Origin of the sequence: Tritonibacter mobilis F1926, assembly GCF_000376545.2 — a bacterium.
Taxonomy (GTDB): Bacteria; Pseudomonadota; Alphaproteobacteria; order Rhodobacterales; family Rhodobacteraceae; genus Epibacterium; species Epibacterium mobile.
Genome location: NZ_CP015230.1, coordinates 2,444,574 through 2,464,041, shown reverse-complemented (window position 1 = coordinate 2,464,041; position 19,468 = coordinate 2,444,574). Strand labels below are relative to the sequence as shown.

General features: G+C 59.5%; 13 protein-coding genes. 5 read left to right on the top strand and 8 right to left on the bottom strand.

Annotated features, from left to right (window positions below):
- Positions 1–21: 21 nt before the first annotated feature.
- Positions 22–828, bottom strand: coding sequence for a 2-dehydro-3-deoxygalactonokinase (locus K529_RS11545; RefSeq protein ID WP_005622719.1), 807 nt, complete (start codon positions 826–828; stop codon positions 22–24).
- Positions 829–1,288: 460 nt separating this feature from the next.
- On the opposite strand from K529_RS11545, the gene K529_RS11540 reads away from it, so the two are divergent.
- The 4 genes from K529_RS11540 (at position 1,289) to K529_RS11525 (ending at position 5,976) form a co-directional block, all read left to right on the top strand.
- Positions 1,289–2,317: an AraC family transcriptional regulator gene (locus K529_RS11540; protein WP_005622721.1), complete on the top strand. Its 1,029-nt coding sequence runs from the start codon at positions 1,289–1,291 to the stop codon at positions 2,315–2,317.
- Between the two features lie 372 nt (positions 2,318–2,689).
- Positions 2,690–3,403 carry a sugar transferase gene (locus tag K529_RS11535; RefSeq protein ID WP_005622723.1) on the top strand — a complete coding sequence of 238 codons (714 nt, stop codon included), beginning with the start codon at positions 2,690–2,692 and terminating at the stop codon, positions 3,401–3,403.
- Positions 3,404–3,551: 148 nt separating this feature from the next.
- Positions 3,552–4,667, top strand: a complete 1,116-nt coding sequence (locus tag K529_RS11530) for a CpsD/CapB family tyrosine-protein kinase (protein WP_227512316.1) — start codon at positions 3,552–3,554, stop codon at positions 4,665–4,667.
- A gap of 34 nt (positions 4,668–4,701) precedes the next feature.
- Positions 4,702–5,976, top strand: coding sequence for a Wzz/FepE/Etk N-terminal domain-containing protein (locus K529_RS11525; protein ID WP_005633691.1), 1,275 nt, complete (start codon positions 4,702–4,704; stop codon positions 5,974–5,976).
- 75 nt (positions 5,977–6,051) lie between these two features.
- Here the strand turns inward: K529_RS11525 and K529_RS11520 are convergent, their stop codons facing one another.
- A complete protein-coding gene (locus K529_RS11520) occupies positions 6,052–7,404 on the bottom strand; it encodes an oligosaccharide flippase family protein (RefSeq protein WP_005633688.1) in 1,353 nt (450 codons plus the stop codon).
- A 209-nt stretch (positions 7,405–7,613) separates the two neighbouring features.
- Here K529_RS11520 and K529_RS11515 point away from each other — a divergent pair, with 209 nt between their 5' ends.
- A complete protein-coding gene (locus tag K529_RS11515; protein WP_005633685.1) occupies positions 7,614–8,828 on the top strand; it encodes a glycosyltransferase family 4 protein in 1,215 nt (404 codons plus the stop codon).
- A 10-nt stretch (positions 8,829–8,838) separates the two neighbouring features.
- Here the strand turns inward: K529_RS11515 and K529_RS11510 are convergent, their stop codons facing one another.
- The 6 genes from K529_RS11510 to K529_RS11485 are packed head-to-tail and all read right to left on the bottom strand — an operon-like array spanning position 8,839 to position 19,465.
- Positions 8,839–9,681 carry a glycosyltransferase gene (locus K529_RS11510; RefSeq protein ID WP_005633682.1) on the bottom strand — a complete coding sequence of 281 codons (843 nt, stop codon included), beginning with the start codon at positions 9,679–9,681 and terminating at the stop codon, positions 8,839–8,841.
- Positions 9,678–12,215 carry a hypothetical protein gene (locus K529_RS11505; protein ID WP_005633679.1) on the bottom strand — a complete coding sequence of 846 codons (2,538 nt, stop codon included), beginning with the start codon at positions 12,213–12,215 and terminating at the stop codon, positions 9,678–9,680. The genes K529_RS11510 and K529_RS11505 overlap by 4 nt, the downstream gene beginning before the upstream one ends.
- Positions 12,212–13,177, bottom strand: coding sequence for a hypothetical protein (locus tag K529_RS11500; protein WP_040642927.1), 966 nt, complete (start codon positions 13,175–13,177; stop codon positions 12,212–12,214). The genes K529_RS11505 and K529_RS11500 overlap by 4 nt, the downstream gene beginning before the upstream one ends.
- Positions 13,174–13,884 (bottom strand): 4'-phosphopantetheinyl transferase family protein, encoded by a 711-nt coding sequence (locus K529_RS11495; protein WP_005633672.1) that lies wholly within the window; start codon positions 13,882–13,884, stop codon positions 13,174–13,176. The genes K529_RS11500 and K529_RS11495 overlap by 4 nt, the downstream gene beginning before the upstream one ends.
- Entirely contained in the window at positions 13,881–18,446 is a 4,566-nt protein-coding gene (locus K529_RS11490; protein WP_046002103.1) for a MupA/Atu3671 family FMN-dependent luciferase-like monooxygenase, read from the bottom strand. Before K529_RS11490 ends, K529_RS11495 begins: the two co-directional genes overlap by 4 nt.
- The gene (locus K529_RS11485; RefSeq protein ID WP_005648258.1) at positions 18,443–19,465 is read right to left on the bottom strand and encodes a glycosyltransferase family 2 protein; all 1,023 of its coding nucleotides are present in this window, start codon (positions 19,463–19,465) and stop codon (positions 18,443–18,445) included. Before K529_RS11485 ends, K529_RS11490 begins: the two co-directional genes overlap by 4 nt.
- Between the last annotated feature and the right edge of the window lie 3 nt (positions 19,466–19,468).

Here is a 19,468-nt window from a genome sequence, read left to right as displayed (position 1 = left end):
TATTTGGGGGCCAGCGCCGCGTCAGGTTTCAATCTTATAGTAAGCGTAGGCGCTGGCCAGTCCTTTGATCGTCATCTGCGCCTCGTCGACCTCGGTAAATGGGACATACTGGCTGGAGAGCGCTGCCTTATAAGGTGCGGCCAGCGCCGAAGGGGCGATCAGGGCAAGGTTCTGCCCCAGCCAATAGGCGCGGGCTGCCGCCAGTTCAGCCCCCAGCGCGGCCCCCCATGTCTGCGACAGTACCGCCGCATCGTTCAGTTCACGCGCGGCCCAAAGCGATCTGCTCTCCGCAAGGCGCAATCCGAGGGTTTCGGGTTTGGAAATCACATCCTGCAGCGGAGAGATCAGAGCGTCCGCGTCGATTGACGCCGAAGCAGCAACCGGTGATAGCGCTTCGACCAAGGGGGCTGTGGTGAAGGAGAGCACGCTTACCACTTCATTTGCGCTTATCAGAGCCCAAACCGTTGTTGCAAACCCCGGCAAACACAGCACACCATCCCAGTCCTTGTTGACCTGCAAGAACCCCCGGATCTTTGACACAGCGGCACACAGCCGGGTGTGTGGCTGAGCTTGCGTCAGGGCCCCAAGGCGCAAGGTATCGCCATCCGCGTGAAGGCTCAGGTCCGCGGGTGCGGCAGGTACCGGCAAGGCCGGGGTGGCTGCGTGCGCATGTGTCACCAACGGGTGACCCAATGCGACTTTGCGGGCTTCATCAAGTCCGGCAACGACTTCTGCAGGGCCGTCGGGCGCGGTTCTCACCATTCGCCAGATGCGGGCGGGGCGGTGGCTGTCATCGAAGGCGAACCAAGTATCGGAAGGCTGTGACATGTTGTGGCCCCATTCAGTGTTTGGATCGTTTGCGCCACTGATGCCTTGAATTTAAGCAAAACTCAATCACCCGGCTGCGCTCCCACTCTGGATAGGGGCGCTATACTTTTGGTTTGGCGAATTAAGCGGATGCTATGATGAGAATTTTATACATCTCTACAATACTGGACAAGGTCAGGGTGCGTAGAGAAGTCGCGTTCTAGGCAAGGTTGTGTTGCAGAGTTTGCTGGTTGAAACGTTGCCTTCCGGGCAACAGTCAGGATCTTTTGTGTCGCATCCTGTCGGCTGACTATGTAAAATTTTGAAATCTGTTAACGCATGCAGACATTTGAAGTATGCGTATCTGCGAGGTCTTCGGAATGCTCAGCGACGGGATGATGGCGACGGGATATCATGTGTTTCCGAACCCTTCTACCCACGCGTGTTCCAATAGATCTGCGCAGCGTGCGGGAGGCGTGTTGTGAAGGATGTTTTTGCCCCGAACGGTGGGGTGTTTGTCAATCGGTTGGTAGAGTATGTGTCCGGTAAGGGCCATGATTTTTCAAGTCTGATCAACAATAAAATTACCATCCCCGGCCAACTCAGTGACAGCAATCAGGTGCTGCCTGTATACGAGCACTCCTTGGTGTTTGGCCTGGCGGAACGGGTCTGTAATGATGCGTCGATCGGCTACTCGCTGGCGCATCAATGTACATTGCGTGACGCAGGTCTTGTTGGATATGCGATAAGCGCCTCCGAGACGTTGGGAGAAGCGCTGCAAACATTAACCCAGCTTAGCAGTATCTTTGATGTCGTACCGACATCGGTCGAAAACGGGCAGGTGGATCTGCGTTGGGATTATGGGTCACAAGGTAAGCTGGATCTGCGACACTGGAGCGAGTTTATTGCGGCACTGCTGGTGCGCAGTCTTAAAACGCTCAGCACAGGAACTGCCACTCCGGTCGCCGTCGAATTTACCCATGCGCCGCAGGCGGCCTCTGAACCCGCAGTTTTGGCGTTTGGGCTGAGGCCGGGATACCGTGGTCGGGTGAACCGTCTGACATTCCGAGAGCAAGATCTGGCGCAACCTCTACGCAGCGCCGATGCTGGGCTGTTACGTCTCTTGCTTGAACATGCCGAATTGCTGCGTCGCCGCCCGGATCGAAATAGCAATGATCTGTCGATTACGGTCGAACGTCTCATTATGGATGGCATGTCGGATGGAGAGGCGAGCCTCGCGCATGTGGCTGACTTGCTCGACATGAGTCAGCGGACTCTCTCGCGTAAATTGGCGGGCGAAGGTACCAGTTTCTTTGCAATACTGGAGGGGGTAAGAAAATCGCTTGCGCTGCGTTACCTGCACCAGAATGAGAAATCTCTGTCAGAGATTTCCTTCGCGCTGGGCTACTCCAGCCTGAGCAGCTTTAACGATGCCTTTCGCCGTTGGTATGACCAAAGCCCCGGCAGCTATCGTAGTGAAGCACTGCGTGAGAGCGTCGTGAGATCTTAGGATCAACGAGGTTGGATCAAGATCCGATATTCCCGTCTAAGAATGTGATTCCCGTCCAGTCCCGGCATGCGCTGGGCTGGACCGTATACAATAGGAGTGTTAACAGCGGAATGTTTCGCAAATGAGCGGTTCAAAACCCGGATGGGTAGCGATAGTAACCATTTGGTCAGATTTACATCGATTTTTCTATAAATACGGTATTTTGAGAAGGAAGTTAGGACACGGGAGAATGTGTCCGACGTACTGCACTGGATTGAACCGACCGTCATTAGGGGACTTTGGTCGTTTCGATTGCACGGATCTCCGGGGGATTGGAGAAGCTGTGTTGCCTCGCAAGAGGCTTGAGTGGTGCGTGGTTTTTTGGGGGTAACAATGAAAATACTCAATCACGGGGCGATGACTGGTTCTGCAGTTCGCGACTTCCCAGAGTTGACGCTGGCTGCTGCGTTTCGCGAAGCCGGTACCGACTACGGGCATGGCAGTTATGCGGCCTATGGAAAGCGGATGCTGGATATTGTCCTGGTGCTGTTTGCGCTGCCTATTGCACTGCCGTTGATGCTGTTTTGTGTTCTGGCTCTGTGGTTTGAGAGCGGATCACCCTTCTATCGCCAAAAGCGATTGGGCAAGGATGGGCGCGTGTTTCGGATGTTGAAACTGCGCACGATGGTCCCCAACGCCGACGAGCTATTGGAGTGGCATCTCGCTCAGGACCCGAAGCTGCGTCAGGAGTGGGAGCGGGATCAGAAACTCAAGGATGACCCAAGAATCACGCGCTTTGGCCGGATGATGCGGACCACATCACTTGATGAATTGCCTCAGCTTTGGAATGTGCTGATCGGTGACATGAGCATTGTTGGCGCACGCCCGATGATGGTGGATCAACTGTCGATTTACGGTAAGGCGGATGCATACTTCATGCTGCGCCCGGGGATCACCGGGCCGTGGCAAGTGGGGGATCGCAATGAAACCAGCTTTGCCGAGCGCGCCAAAATTGACGAGGCCTACTGCCGAAATCTCTCTTTCCGCGAGGATTTGAACATCTTGTTCAGAACTGTTGGGGTCATATTGCGCAGCACCGGATACTAAGCGCGGATTTAAAGTCGCACGCCATCGCGTGCGGGTATGTGCCGATGGATCGCAGAGTTTTGATAGGTGTGACGTGAAAGACTACGTAGATCATAATGGCGAAAACATAGCGTCCATTCTATGCTTGGAAGAAGGTGGTGAGACACTGATGACGGACCATGGGTTCAGGAAATTTCGGCGACGCCGCAAGCGTGATGAAGCGCCTGCGAAAGATGCCGTGCATCCTAACCCATCTGATGAAGCGCCAAGCTCTGATGTCGTAGACCAGCCCGAGCTTGCCAAACCTGTGCGCCCGTCACGCCCCGTACGTCCCGCGCAATCAGAGCGCCCGTCGCGGCCTGAGCGCGCACGCGCGCCCCAAACGGCGCAGCCCTGTCACGCGGGCGCAATGCCATTGAACGGTGCACAGGTTGCAACGGAGACCGAACAGCTGCAACCAACGCGTGGTGAAATGCGACACGCGCCCAGCGTTGAGACACCTGCGATTGAGGACATAGCAGCGCCGCAGTCACAGAACTCTGTTGCTCTGCCCGCCGCGCTTCCTGATCCGTGGCATGTGATGAGACAGGTTGAAATCACCGGCCTGAATGAACGCCGCAGCCGTCTGCCACTGGTCGATTTTTTCCGCAGCTCACCCACTGCGCGGGCTTTTGATTTGCTGCGCACCCGGATGCTGCATAGCCTGCGTGCCCATGGCTGGAAGCGTGTGGCGATCTGTGGTCCGACACCGGGGTGTGGGGCGAGCTTTACCGCCGCCAATCTCGCTCTGAGCCTTGCTCGGGTCCCGAACAGCCGTACGGTTCTGATGGATATGAACCTGCGCAACCCCGGCATCGCCCGCGCATTGGGGCTGGAACGCTCTGCGCTTTATAACGGCGATATGCTTGGATTCTTACGGGGTGAAACCCGTCTGGAAGAGCATCTGGTGGCGGCTTCTGACCGGCTGGCATTGGGGCTGAACTCCTCGACGTTTCACAACGCGGCCGAAGTTCTGCACGAAACCCGCTGTGCTGCGATCATCGATGATGTGGTTGCGCGCACCCGTGCAGATGTTGCGCTTTTTGACCTGCCGCCGGTGTTGCACAATGATGATGTAGCAGCGTTTTTACCACAAGTTGACGGGGTTCTGTTGGTGTCGGACGGCAGTCAAACAACCGCACGTCACCTGAAAGCCTGCGAGAAAATGCTTGCAGGACACACACAGCTTCTCGGGGTGGTGCTGAACCGCGCCCGCAGCGAGGACGAATTCTCCGGCGGTTCCTGAACCGGCAGCGCAGGAGAGGAAAACGGAATTCACCATGGCTTCGATTTACTCAGTTGCAGATTTTATCGATATGCTGCGCCGCCGCATGTGGTTGATCCTTGTGGTGACGATTCTGGGCTGTGTGGCCTCCGTGTGGATGGCGTTGCAGCAGCAACCGGTCTATTCGAGCACGGAAGTGATTCAGATCACCCGTCCCAAGATCGCGGGCGAGTTGGCGCGGTCCACCGCCGACGGATCATCAGCGCGGCGCATTCAGTTGATTGAGCAGCGTTTGATGGCGCGCGGCACCATTCTTGAGATCGTAGATCAGCTCAACCTGTTTGCAGATCGTCCGGGTTTGCTCGATTCTGAAATTGTCCCAATGATGCGGACTTCGGTGTCGTTGATGGGGACCGCAGCCGTGCGAGAAGGGTCTTCGGATGACGGGGCGATTTCGGTGCTGACGATCACCGCCAATATGCCCACGCGAGAACAGGCCCAGGCGGTTGCGCGGGAATTCTCCAAGCGTACGATTGCCTTGAGCCAGAGCACGCGACTGGATCAAGCGCGCGAGACGTTGCTGTTCTTTGACCAAAAAGAAAAGGCTTTGGTGCGCGACATCTCGGCTCTTGAGGAAGAAATTGCCAATTTCCGCTACCAGAATGAGGTGACTCTGCCCGGCGCCATCGAGATGCGCGGGACTGAGATCGCCGCCATCAATGAGAGCTTGCTCGAACTTGCGCGGCAAGAAATCGAATTGCGCAAGGGTGCAGAAGAGGCCGAGGCGACCCAGCGTGAAGCCTATGCACGCCGCGTTCGTGAGGAGTTTGAAAGCCAGTTAGAGACGCTTACGGCGCAACGTCAATTGTTGCTGGACCGGCGCGCGGAGTTGGAAGCCTCGCTTGAGTTGACGCCCGAGGTCGATCGCCAATTGGCAAGCTATGAGCGGCGGCATCAACAGATGCAATCCGAACTCGAGGTGATCACGGCGCGCCGTGCAGAAGCGGAAGTCGGCTTTCGCCTTGAGACTGCAAGTCAGGGTGAACGCCTGACGGTGATCGAGCCTGCCCCTCTGCCAGATTACGCCATGGGGGGCGGTCGCAAGGCTCTGGCAATCAAGGGCGGGCTTGCGAGCTTTGTGCTAGGGGTTCTTGCGGCCTTTGCGCTGGACTTACGTCATCCTGTTTTGCGGACCAGCGGACAAATGAAACGTGAAACGGGCTTGTCGCCTGTGGTCACAATTCCGGTTCTGACCCCGCGCAAAAAGGGGCTGTTTGGGCGCCTGTTTGGGGGCGGAGCGCGTCCGACAACTGGCGAAATGCACGGTTAAAGTCCCGGCCCTGATGACCTGAAGCAGAAAACAGGGTGGGCGCGGTGCATCATTCAGCGTCTTACATCTTGCCGATCACATCAGTCCTAAACTGCTGCTGATTTTGGGCCAGTGATACCACAACGCACCGCCGCATAAGATCGCACTTGCCGCCAGAAAAACCAGATCATGTCTTGGGTCTTCGGCGCGGTAGGGCCGCGTCTGCCGCATGAGTGTCGGATAAGATAGAAAAACTGCAAGCCCCATGGCGGCTATGCCTCCAACCAGTCCGAAGTTCGCCACCCCGGCCAGAAACAGCGCCGTTTGCACAAATGCGCGAGTCGCAGTGTAGAAAAAGAACCCTTTGGTGTTGCCCGCCGCCAATGAAGCGCGATCATAGGTTAATACAATGATTGAGGGGGCCAGACTGCTTGCGAGCAGGACAATGACCGGCCCGGCAGAGGCGTAGCGGTGATCATAGAGCAGGTCCACGAGCCATGGGCCGATCCATGCCATAAGCCATAGGATCGACAAGATCCCTCCGGTGAGCGCGTAGCGCAATTGACGTTGCTTGCGCCTGTTCTCGTCGCTGTGCAGAGCAGGTTTATCGCGATAAACAGGTATCATCAGGCGCTGGTTGACGTCTTGCCCCAGTTGCACTGGGAAATTCGCCAGAAAAAACGCGATGTTGTAGATCCCCATCGCTTCGAGCGAGAGATATTTGCCAAGGATCGCCCGATCACCCTGCGTGGTCAAAAAGAAACATGCGGTGGAGAGAAAGATCCATTTGCCCATGCCGATTAATTCGTGGGTGGCTGCCGGCTCCCAACGCAGGGCGTTGCGCCGCCCCGGCAAGGCGCAATGGGCAAGCGCCAGTTTGGCAGCTTCCTGCAGCACGCTGCCAATGGCAAGCGCGATGACGGATTGAGTCCAGATGGCGAAAGTGACCATGCTGACGATCCCGCAAACCTGCGCCATAAGGTTGATTGCGGTGACGCGCCCAACCAGTAGGTGACGATAGGCAGTCTCCACCCGCGTCGGCTGAAGCCCCTGAATGACCAGACTGAACCCGGCAAGGGGCAGGCAGTAGGCCAATTCGGGGGCGTTATAAAATGCGGCGGCGGGTAGAGCGAGCGCACAGGTCAAAAGCCACAACAAGCCGCCTCGGATGATTTGAACAGTCCAGGCAGAGTCGAGAAAGTCCGGCTCATCTCCTCGCGGATTTTGCGCAATGGCATTGGAGATGCCCATATCCGAAAACAGCGACAGGCCGATGATAATGACTGTGACCAATGCCATCAGCCCGAAGGCTTCGGGAAAAAGGATGCGGGTCAGCAGCAGGTTTGACCCCAGCCGCAAGATTTGCCCGGTGCCAAACCCGAGAATAATCCAAGAGGTAGAGCGTACGACGCGCGCCATGAGGCTCTGATCGTTGATCGCAAGTTTCATTGAAGTCCAGATCGCGCCGTTTCAGATCAGCCGCAGGCTATGGCCGCGCTGCAGCAAGGTCAATCACAGCACAGGCTCAAGCGTGCCGATGGTGACCTTTTGGACCAAATTCCTCTCCATTAGAGAGTAGATGCGCTGTGGTTGATACTGGGCAAAACTCTGTGATCCCGCTAGGTTGCAAGCCGGACCGCAGGAAGGGATGAACCGGCGTGAAGATTGCATATGTGCTGAATACTTATCCGCAACCCTCGCAGAGTTTCATCCGCCGCGAAATCCAAGCATTGGAACGGCGCGGTGTTGAGGTGCTGCGGCTGCCGATGCGCCCCTCAGAGCAGCGGCTTGTTGATCCCGGTGATCAGACCGAGTCGGAGCGCTGTCACTATGTTTTGGCGGCAGGAGCGGCGCGTCTCGTGTTGGCATTTTTGGTGTGCGTTGTCCGCGCGCCGCATCGCGGCTGGCGTGCTTTCTGGCTGGCGATGAGGTTGGGTGGCGCAAATGCAGCGCGTCTTCGGCATCTGATCTACCTGATGGAAGCCGCTTATGTGGCGCGCGTCACCCGGCGCGAAAACTGTGAGCATATCCACGCGCATTTTGGCACCAATGCGGCTACGGTTGCCTTATTGGCAGAGGCATTGGGCGCTCCGGGATATAGTTTTACGACCCACGGACCAGAAGAATTTGATGCCCCGCATGCCTTGTCGTTGGGGCAGAAGGTGGATCGCGCCCGATTTGCCGTTGCGATATCGAGTTTTGGCCGCAGTCAGTTGAGCCGCTGGGCGTCTTTCGGGTCCTGGGCACGGATCAAGGTTGTGCATTGCGGCATTGAGCCTGCGCGCTTTGCCGAGCCGCGACCGGTACCGCAAAGGCCTCTGCGCCTGGTGGCCATAGGGCGCTTTGTTGAGCAAAAGGGATTGATGGTTCTGATTCACGCGCTTGCAGATGCGGTCAGGGATGTACCGGATATTCATGTCTCTTTGGTTGGGGACGGCGAGATGCGTGCGGATCTTGAGGCGGCAATCGCAGCGCATGGATTGAGTGAGAATGTCACGCTGACCGGCTGGCTGGCAGAGGCGGGCGTTCGCGATGAGCTGGCCAATGCGCATGCTCTGGTGATCCCTTCGTTTGCCGAAGGGTTGCCGATGGTTGTTATGGAGGCCATGGCCTCGGGCCGTCCGGTATTGGCGACATATGTCGCGGGCACGCCGGAGCTGGTGGTTCCAGAAGAAACAGGCTGGATGGTGCCTGCAGGTGATGTGCAGGCGCTGGCAGATCTCATGGTGCGGGTCGCCGCGGTGCCGCAGGCACGGCTGACTCAGATGGGCCAACACGCACGTGAGAGAGTGCTGGAGCGCCACGACATAGATCAGGAGGCCGAAAAGCTCGCAGGCCATTTTGCCGAAGCAATCGCTGCAGGCGAGCGCTGAAGGGGGGCGATCAGCGTCCCCGAGTCCACACGACGTTGGAAGAGAACAGTCGTGTTTTTACCGCCAGAGAAACAGCGACGTAGACTGCCGCGCCAATGGGGTTATTGAGCGCGATCCGGGCCATAGCACGCATGCCCGATGGGCGCGGGTCATCGTTTTGCAACAACTGTGGGAAAAGCGTTTTGATCTCAGCGACGCCGCGATCTTGCCGTCTGCGTACCCGGACCAAGTTGCGAAACCCCTCTACCATGGGCCAGTGATAGCGACCGGGCAGACGGATACGTTCCTCTGGTGAGAAATGCAGCCGCGCATAGGTGTCGTCAGAGATGATTGCGGGCCACTGACCCCAGCGCTCTCGGCCCGTGCGTGTCATGGCAAAGATCCCAAATCCCGGCGCACCTGTACGGACAAACGGCAGACGGACCCATGCGCTGGCATAGGCGCGGGTGAACGCGTTTCGTGCGGGAGTGACGCAGGGGCTGCCGCTTGCATAAAGCGCGCGTTCGGGGCAGAGCGCGTGGGCGATTTGCGACAGCAATTCTGGCTCTACCTGCACATCCGCATCCAGATAGACCAGTATGTCACCGTTCGCAGCCTTATCGCCCTCGGTGAGCGCGGCGAGCTTGCCGCCTTCTGCGCGCTCCAGGACTCTCAGCTCCCAACCATCTGGAACGGGCACGCAGCGGGCGCGCGCCACCGTGTCATCTGTGCAGCCATTGGCCAGCACCAGTACCTCAATCCCGTGTCCGCTGATGGCAGAGGCATAGAGCGCGGTCAGGCAGCCCGTGATATAGTTGGCTTCGTTATGGGCCGGGATGAGAACCGAGACCCTGCGCGGAGGGGAGCCTGTCACCGAGCGGCCTCCAGCACATCCCAGCGCGGGTTGTCATCCGACAAGGTCCTGAGCGCCCCCCAGCTGCCCCAACGCCCGGGCACGGATACATCGGAATAGGCACCAAACAGCGTGCCACCGATGTCGGGCCAAGTGTTCAGGAGCTTGCGGTAAAGTTCCGCCATTTCTGGCGTGTAATTCAGGTAGGTAAAAAACGCGGTGAGGTCGTCATCATCGACCAATGCACCATGGCCGACCACATGGGTTCCGCCCTCGTACATAATCAGTTCAAGCCCGTGTTTTTGCGCAACCTCCGCGTGGTAGGGCAGCACACGGGTCAGCAGGTCGTTCAGTGATCCTTCTTGAGATCCGGTGTTTAGCCCATCTTGCAACTCGACTGCAGCCTGCGCTGCGGCCACGTCAAAGCGGTGATCGCGGATGTAATCGCTTGCGGCATCGCCACTCAGTCCCTGCGCGGAGGCTGCAGCGCGCGCGCGATCCTGACTGTCGGCAATCCATGCCCGAACCATTGGGGCCTGCTCCTGCATACCAAGGGACGCGCCGAAATAGCCGGTCACGGCATAAGCATCAAAGCTACGATAGGGCGCTTCACGACCCGCTTGTGCTGCGGTCCAAAGCGGTGCGTTCAGGATTTGCTCTTCGAGACCGAGCCACCCGGTCTGGGTCGAAACCACCCGCACCAGTCGATCCGACAGGTCAGTTTGGTCCGCACCCTCCGAGAACACCTCAGTCCAGATGCCTGCAACCTCGGCAGCGCGTCCGCCGTAATATTGAAGCCAGAGACCGTCCTTGCCCCAAGTCTCTCGCGCCTGTTTGTCGGCCCATTGTGCCTGCTGGAACTGCCAATTCCATACTTCATTGGAATATTCGACGTATGTTTTCAGGTCTTCGTCCAGACCGTCACGCACCAATGTCGCAAGGTTGCGCACATAGGTGTCGTCGGCCATATGCGGCAAGGTGAACCACGGATCTGCGCCAACGCGATTGGCAAGTGTCACCAGCACTTCGGCGGGGATGCCATTGGTGGTCCATGTGTAATCGCTGTAACGCGGGCGGTCTTCCCAACCGATCTGTTTGGAGTTGTTGGTGTCCATCCAATCCATAAAACGCAGGGCGGCAAAGCCCTCAATCCGATCAAGCCAATCAGGGTTGAACAAAGCGCCCTGATCATAGGCTTGCAGGTCGCGTTCGCGCACCACGGTGATATTGCGCACGTAAACTCCGGTGCCTTCGCGGTCGGTGCGCTGAATACGGATGTCCACAGCACCGGGTCCGGGTTCAAAGTCAAAGGACACTTGATTGCGGCCGTATCGGACATTCTTCGCCCGGCCCCCGGCCTCGACGATGCCTTGTCCTTCAAACCGCAGCACATAGCGCCCGGAGAGGCTGGTTGCGGTTTCAGGTAAATCATTCAGGATCACAGTACCAATCGAACCAAGCTCGGGGGGCAGGGCCAAGGGCCAGCCATCCGGATCAAGGTATCCTGCGTCACGCAATTCGTCTTCGGTGACACCGCCCCAACGGCCGGGCAAATGACCGATCCAGGCGCGCGCGGTTTTGAAATGGTCAAGAAAAGGCGCTTGCGGGCTCCAATCGCGCACAGAAGCCAGATTCATGGCAATCGGTTGCCTGCGCACATCTGGCCTGCCGGTCGGCAGCGAAGGGACAGTAATATTGGCGTTCAGGATGGCAGGTGCCGGGTCCGCGGGCAGGTCTACCGGGTCTGGTGGCAAGGTCATACGTGCCTGTGACCCGCTGGCAGCGCCCGCAGCGATTTCCTGCAAGCGCTGGGCGAGTTCGGCGGAAGGGGCCGTATAGGCGGTGCCCCACTCGGTTTTCAGAACACGCGGCAACCCTTCGGGGGAGTTGCCGGTGAGCACCGCATATTGAACCAAAGCGAGATAATAAAACCCGATGTCATTGGGGTGAATATCGTCTGAGAACACGTCTCGGATATCCTGCAAACCCGGCACGGTGCCGGTCTGGATGGCATCGGCTAAACGGCCCAGAGCCTGTCCTGTTGGCAGCAAACGAATGTCTCCGCCGGTATTGGCGCGCACTTTGTCCACAACACCCTGCCAGCGGGGCAGATCGTTGTCGAGCCGCTCGCGCCACGCCACATCGCCACCATTGTCAAACGGCACTTCAACGCCGGTGCCGCTCAGCAGGCTATGCCAGCCTTCTTGCAGGTAAAGCGTCACATTGGGATTTGATTGAGCGGCGAGCGTGTAGAAATTCTCGACAGAGCCTTCGGTGTCGCTCCAGCGCAGATGATTGGCGAGCGGAATGGCCTCGGTGACGATCACCGCATCAACGGGGCCTTTGGCGAGACGTTCGCGGGCGTTGATGCCTTGGGCCTTGTCGGCGTGTTCCCAGTTGTACCGCAGGGGTGCGCCGTTGATGACCTGATACTCGACCACCGGGCGATTGTCCTGCCCGGCTGTGAGCAACTGCTGTAACATGCGCGGATTTTCGGGACCGATCAGCGAATGACCGATCATGACAAGCGCCGTGAGGAGCGTTTCCGGTGTCATGTGACCTCCACTGCAGCGCTGGCAAGACCAGTGCGGGGCAGGGCGGTTACCACCTGCCAGACAAGGGATTGCAGGATGCCTGCGCCCTCTGCCTCAAGCGCGGTATAGGCGGTGCCATCTGAGAGCGTAACCTGATGTGGCAGACCCTCGGGACTGCGATGATAGAGCACCGCGTAATGGGTCAACGCAACGATATAAGCGCCAAGCGGGCTCAGGTGGATCTGATCCCTTGTCCCATCTGGCAGAAGATCAAACAACGCCTTCCGGTCAGTAAGGCCCGGAATACCTCCGGCCTCGGCCGCGCGGGTGATCGCCGCGAGCACCTGCCCGCCGGGGATCAGGTACAGCGGTTGACCATTTGCAGTGCGGTCATCCTTGGCCGTAAGTTCCCCGAGCCAAAGCGCGTCCAGATCCTTGTCTATCCGAGCAAGCCAACCATCCGGATCATCGAGACGGTGCCATGTCTCATATAGATAGAGCCGCGCATTCGGGTTGCCTGTGCGGGCCAGATCAGCCCAAAGGTTCAGATAATGCGCCGCGTCAAAATATTTAATCGCATCGCGTAGCTCCACCATTTCGGTAAAGATGACAGCGTCGTAGTCCTGCGTCGCCAAGGCGGCTTTGGGTGCGCGCCAGATTGGTGCGGCGTTGACCTTCTCGAAGTCGAGGATCGGTTCATCCTCTTCCCAATGCGCGCGCAGAGACGTGCCTGAGCCTCGTTGCACGTTGTAGCGATGACCCTCGCCCGCAAATTGCGCCAGCAGATACGGAATATCTGCACCGACCAGTGAATGGCCGAGATGATAGACGTTCAAGGGACCGCTTGGAGGAGGGAGGGCTGCGACCTCTATTGGGGTGCTGCTGCGCTGCCCAAGGGCCCAAACTCCCAAAGCACCGACCGGCAATGCGGCGCAAGCCATGAGGATTGCGCGACGGGGCAGGCGGCGGAGACGGTTCATCATGGGTGCATCTCGCTTCTGGGGATCTCGACCGCTGTGATGATTACCTCAGAGCCGATGGCAAATCGACCCTTGAGGCTGTCGCCGCCTGAGAATGGGGGCTGATCAGAGGTGAAACATGCAGTGAAGCGGCCTAGGCTCATATCGAAGGAGAGTTCCATACCGCTGAAACCAAAAAAACGGCCAGACATGGCGTATTGCGCCTTATAGGCGGCCTCTTTGGCTGAAAACAGCAGTTTTCCTGCTCGGCCGGGGTCGGGCTGCGCGGCCATCCAACCCTGTTCAGTGGTGCTTGCGATGCTGTCCCATAGGTCGCCAGAAAGAGGGGTATCTTCCTCAATGTCGATACCAATACCAGCAAATGTCTTAGCCAGCCCGACCGCCGCCAACGCACAGCTGTCGCAATGAGAGATGCTGCCCGTCAATCCCGCTGGCCAAAGAGGCGCGCGTTTCGGGCCAACAAGGATAGGCGCAGGCCGTAGATTCAACGCGCGCATCGCCTGATGGGCTGCGGCGCGACCGGCGGCAAACTCGCGGATGCGTTTCTCAACCGCATTGGGCGACAGGCAGGCGCTTTCCTCTGGCAAAGGTGCCGGGGGCGTTCCCAGAGGATCGCAGGATGCAATGGCGATTGCATCCGACAGCAATGGGCGCAGCAAACGTTGCCGGGCTTCAGCAAGTTCTCGTGAAACGCTTGGGGCCTCTATCATCCTGAGCGGGCCTTGCGGTTGGCGCGCATAGCACGGCGTTTGGACATGGTATCTGCACGGCCAGCGGTATTTGCAGTGGTAGAGGCGGTTTCTATTGGTGCTTCACCGCCGCCATGGAGCTGTTCCACATGTGTCGCCAGACCATCGAGCGTCGGGAAACGGAAGATATCAGTAATCGACAACCGCTCTATGCCCAACAGGCTGCGAATATCGCGATGGGCCTGAACTGCTAGCAGCGAATGCCCGCCAAGGGCGAAGAAGTTGTCGCTCTGGCCCACGACACTCACACCGAGCAGCTTTTGCCAAACCTCGGCGATCTTTTGCTGCGTGAGCGATTGCGGCACAGCCGCCACTGCAGATGCTTCGCGACGCGTCGGCTGCGGGTCGGGCAGGGCTTTACGGTCAATCTTCTTGTTAGGTGTCAGGGGAAAGGCCTCAAGCGTCACGATATGTGCAGGCACCATGACCTCTGAGAGGTGGCGCGCCAAATGGGCCTTGGCTTGCGCTTCGGAAAACGGCGCAGAGGCGGTCACATAGCCAACCAGACGCTCGTCCGTACCGATCTTGCGTGGGATGACCACGGCGGCTGTCACGCCATCAATCGCGGACAGGGCGGACTCAATCTCACCGAGTTCAATCCGTTGGCCACGGATCTTGACCTGATGGTCGGTACGGCCGAGGAATTCGAGCTTGCCATCCGCGCGCCAGCGCACGAGATCGCCGGTGCGATACATCTGCTGACCGGCCCTGAAGGGATCAGCCGGGAAACGCTCGGCTGTGAGGTCCGCGCGCTGCCAGTAGCCAGCGGTCACACCCGCGCCGCCGATGCACAGCTCACCCGCGGCCCCGATCGGCACCGGCTGATCCGTGCCGTCGAGGACATAGACGGTGGTATTGGCAACAGGCGTACCGATGGGCGCGATCCCCCGCGGCGTCCCTTCAAGGGTTTCGACCGTGGACCAGATCGTCGTCTCGGTCGGGCCGTACATATTATGAATCGTCGCGCGGGTCTGACTGCGCAGGGCGTTCACCAAATCGCCGGGCAGGGCCTCACCGCCCACCAGCAGATGCTGCAAGCGCGCCAGCACCGGGCCTGCGTCCGCATCGGTGGCGATCATCCGCGCCATCGAGGGGGTGCATTGCATATGCGTGACGCCGTGGCGCACGATCTGGGCTGCGAGCGAGAAATCATCCGCTGCCAGTTCCTGTACGCGATTGGCGCGGCGCAGCACGTCGGCGAGGGGTTTCAGACCCTCCAGCACCACATGCGGCGCGATGCCATAGTCGATCAGGCAGGCCACCTCATCCACGCCAATGCGTTTGAGGTCTTCGACCCGCGCCACGGCGTCTTCAACCGTGCCGAACAGGCCGGAGTCCTCAAAATAGCGCTCGAATGCAAAATCGAGGATCGCTTCAAGTTCCTCGGTGCTGAGGCTGCCCAAATCCATCTCGAACGGGTTGTCGACGCCCTTGGGTTTCTTGAACGCGGGGAAGGCCCAGGCGTATTGCTTGATGAGCCCGGCAGCAGAGCGCAGGTACTCTTTCATCGGCTCGCGCGCCACCTCGCGGGCGGCCTCGCGGGTGTCAGCCAGATAGGTGTGCAGCATGAGCGTGACGGTGAAATCTGCCGGATCATGCCCCGCCTCGCGCAATGCGGCGTGATAGAGCGCGATTTTGTCGCCCACCTCATCAATGCTTTGTCCCAACAGATGCGTGAGCACATTGGCCCCCACGCGCCCCGCTTCGCGCCATGTGTCCGGGTTGCCTGCCGTGGTGACCCAGACGGCAAGCTCGTCCGAAACCGGGCGCGGCTGTGTCACCACCGAATGAAGGCCGCCATCCTTGCGCGGAAAACCCACCTCTTCGCCGCGCCAGAGTTTGCGCACTGTCTCAAGCGCTTCGAACAACGCGGGCTTGTTGGCCGGCGGCGTGTTCTCTGGTCGCAGGATAAAGTCGTCCGGCTGCCAGCCCGAGGCAAACCCGATGCCCGCGCGCCCACCGGTGAGGTTGTCGATCACCGCCCATTCCTCGGCAATGCGGGCCGGGTGGTGGAGCGGGGCCACACAAGAGCCTGCGCGCACACCGATGTTGCGGGTCACGGCGGCGACGGCGGCACCGGTGACCGACGGGTTCGGATAGGGGCCACCAAAGGCGTGGAAATGCCGCTCCGGCGTCCAGACCGCGTTAAAGCCATGCGCGTCGGCAAATTTCGCGCCCTCAAGGAGCAGCTCGTATTTCTTTTCGCCCGCGCCGTCGTCATTGCCCCAATAATAGAGGTTAAAGTCCATCTTGCGATCGCTGAGCGCGATGGGGCCATTTGAGAGTTGCAGACGGCTTTCATCGCTGGAGAGCACCAGTTTGAAGCCGCGCGCGAGCGTCCAGAACAGCTCCAACACGGAAATGTCAAACGACAGGCTGGTGACTGCGAGCCAAGTGTCGCCGACCTGATGCGGGATACGCGCATCCATGGCGGCGAAGAAATTGGCGACATTGCGGTGCCGCACCATCACGCCCTTGGGCAGGCCGGTCGACCCGGACGTATAAATCAGATAGGCCAGATCCTCGGCAGTGCCTTCGTTGACGGGTTCGGCAGACGATGTGAGATCAAGCGTGTCAAGATGCAGGGACTGCGCGCTGCTGTCGGGCAGATCCTGCGCCAATGCTGCATGGGTGACAATGACTGAGGCCTGACTGTCGGTGATATAATGCGCGATACGATCACCTGGATAGGCCGGATCAAGCGGGACATAGGCCGCGCCTGCCTTCAGAATACCCAGCGTGGCCACCACCAGATCCATCGAGCGGCGCAAATAGACGCCGACGTGGCTGCCGGGTTTCACGCCCTCCTGTTGCAGGTGCCGGGCCAGCGCATTGGCGCGCTGGTTCAGCGCAGCATAACTCAGGTGTTGATCTTCAAAAACGAGGGCCGTTGCATCCGGTGTTCGCGCCACCTGAGCCTCGAACGCGGCATGAATGGTCTGATCTGCCGGATAATCAGCATCGGTTGCATTCCATTGCTCCAGCATCTGCTGGCGTTCGGTGTCGGGCAGCAAGGGCAGGGCTGAAAGTGCAGTGTCTGCCTGCGATGGCAGTGCCGCCAACAGGCATTCGAGACGTGCCGCCAGCAGGGACAGCGCCTCTTGGGACAGATGCCGGGACTGTAGCTGCACGCGGTTCCCGGACTGGATCAGGGCCAGCTGGGCGTGGTCCGGCACGCTGTCGGTACCGAGACACAAGACCACCGCCGGAGGGGCCTGCACAGAAATCTCTGGCGCGCGCAGGATCAGGTCCGTTGCAAAACCACCCTGAACTTCCGCTCGGGTCAGAACCGCCTCAGCACGGGTCGCAAGGGTCGAGAATGCCTCATGCGCTTGCGCATTGAGGGGCACCCAATCGGCCATCAGCCCAGACTCTGCCGCAGACTGTAGCTTTGGCAGGCTGAGCGCGATTGATCCCTCGGTTTCGCCTAGACTGCGCAACAACCATGCAAGCGCAGCCGCAGCCAATGTTGCGGGCGGGCACTGCGCAGGCAGCGTGATGTCGGCGTGTTGCGCGTCGCCTTGTTCAGCAGCGTGCAATGGGACCGGCAGGGGCAGCATGCCGGACAACGCGCGCCGCCAGTAGGACTCGGGCGTCTGGCTGGTTTGCGCAGCATTTTCCAGCGCGTTGATGTCACTCTCGGCAAGAACAGGCAGCACATCGCCAGCGCGCAGAAGGTCACGCAGGCTGAGGGGCGTGCCAGACAAGGTTGTCAGCGCCCCGAGCCGAATGGCCCCATCGGCGCAGGCAATGGTGACGTCGTCACCCGTGACGGCGAGGACCTCTCCCGCTGCGCTTGCGTCCTCAGCGGGATGCGCCTGACCAACCGCAACGAACTGATCGGCCACGCGGATCTTTGCAGTGGTGAGCGGGTTCCAGTAGCCGCCCATATCCAGGCCACGGACAATGCGCAGCAGCTCAGCAACCGGGCGGTCAAAGCGCAAGGTCCCGGCGGCCTCCGGGCGATCCGCGCGGGCGTGATAGTGGCGCTGGCTCAGATCCTGTGGCTGGCGGTTGAGTGTACCGCTCTCCAATTGGTCGAGCACCTCGGCAAAGCTATCAAGGGCTGCGCCATAACATTTCGAGTTGAGGCTAAAGGCGGTTTCATCGTCAGCGATCGCGAAACGGCGCTGGGCGAGGATATCGCCTTCGTCCACACCGCCCTCGATCATGTGCCATGTGATGCCGTGTTCCGCGGCCCCTTCGAGAATGGCCCAGTTGGGCGTGTTCAGACCTGCGCGTTCGGGCAGCGGGCCATCGTGGAAATTCACCGCCCCGAGGCGGGCCTTGGCAATCACTACATCAGGTAGGACCCGGAGGTTGGCAATCGACAAGAGCCAATCAAAGTCGCCCTCAATGTCACTCGGGGCAGCAAGAACCTGCAGCCCTTTGGATACGGCCCAGGAGGTGATCTCGGCATTCTCGCTGACCACAGCTCGGATCTCGTGACCTCGTGTCAGCAAAGCCTCGCTACACCCGATCAGCAGGGATTCATTGCCAATGACGACGGTTGAAAATGTCATGACTTGTGTTCCTCCAGAACGGGATCGGACGCAAATGGCCGCGCCGGGTTTGGCGCGGGCAAGGGGCGCAGCAATCGTTTGAAATGATGACGCAGCAGGTCGCGATGAAAATGGGGTGCATCGGCGCGGGGCTTGCCAGAGGTCAACCGACGCAGTCCGTAAACCGCACCACCCAGCAGCCGTGCAAGGGTCGCGCCAGTCGCATAGATCGGGCCGCGGGTTTGCGTGAAATAATGCAACCGCGAATCCAGCCAGAATTCCGGTGTGCGCGCCCATGTCTTCATGCCGGTTGAGGCCGACCCCACATGGGCAACGGTGCTGTGTGGGATGTAATGCGTCCGCCAGCCCGCACGTGCGGCGCGGTGGCAGAGTTCGGTTTCCTCGAAGTATAGAAAAAACGTCTCGTCAAAGCCGCCGATGGCCTCGATGACCTCGCGGCGGATCATCAGGCTGGCCCCGGCGGTCCAATCCACTTGTTGCGCGTCATCCGGGATCTCCAGTGGCACGATGGCGTGTTTCAACAGGCGCGAGATCACACCGGTGCGCGCGGCACCTTCAAATTCGCTCGCGATGGTCGGAAAGCGAAACAGCGTGCAATGGGGCGTGCCGTCTTCACCATGCACATACGACCCTGCCAGCCCCGCACCCGGAGCATTCAGTAGAAAGTCCCGCAATCTGCGAATGCAGTCCTGTTCGGGAAAGGCATCGGAGTTCAGGAGGTAATAGAAATCGGGGCGCGATCCATCCGAAAGCCGCGCGCGAAATCCGATGTTCATGCCCGCGCCAAAGCCGCCGTTGACGGGTGAGGCCTCGATGCGCAGGCGACCACTGTCTAGCCAGCCGCGCGCTGTGGCCCCGGCCCGCAGGGCCTCAAAAGAGCCATCGCCCGATCCATTGTCGATAATCAGTACTTCGCCGGGCAGGTCTTCCATTTCCTCCAACGCTGCTTCGGCCGAGCGCAGCGTCATGGCAGGCGTGCGAAAGTTCAGGATGATCGTGAGGATAGAGTTGGCGGCCATGGG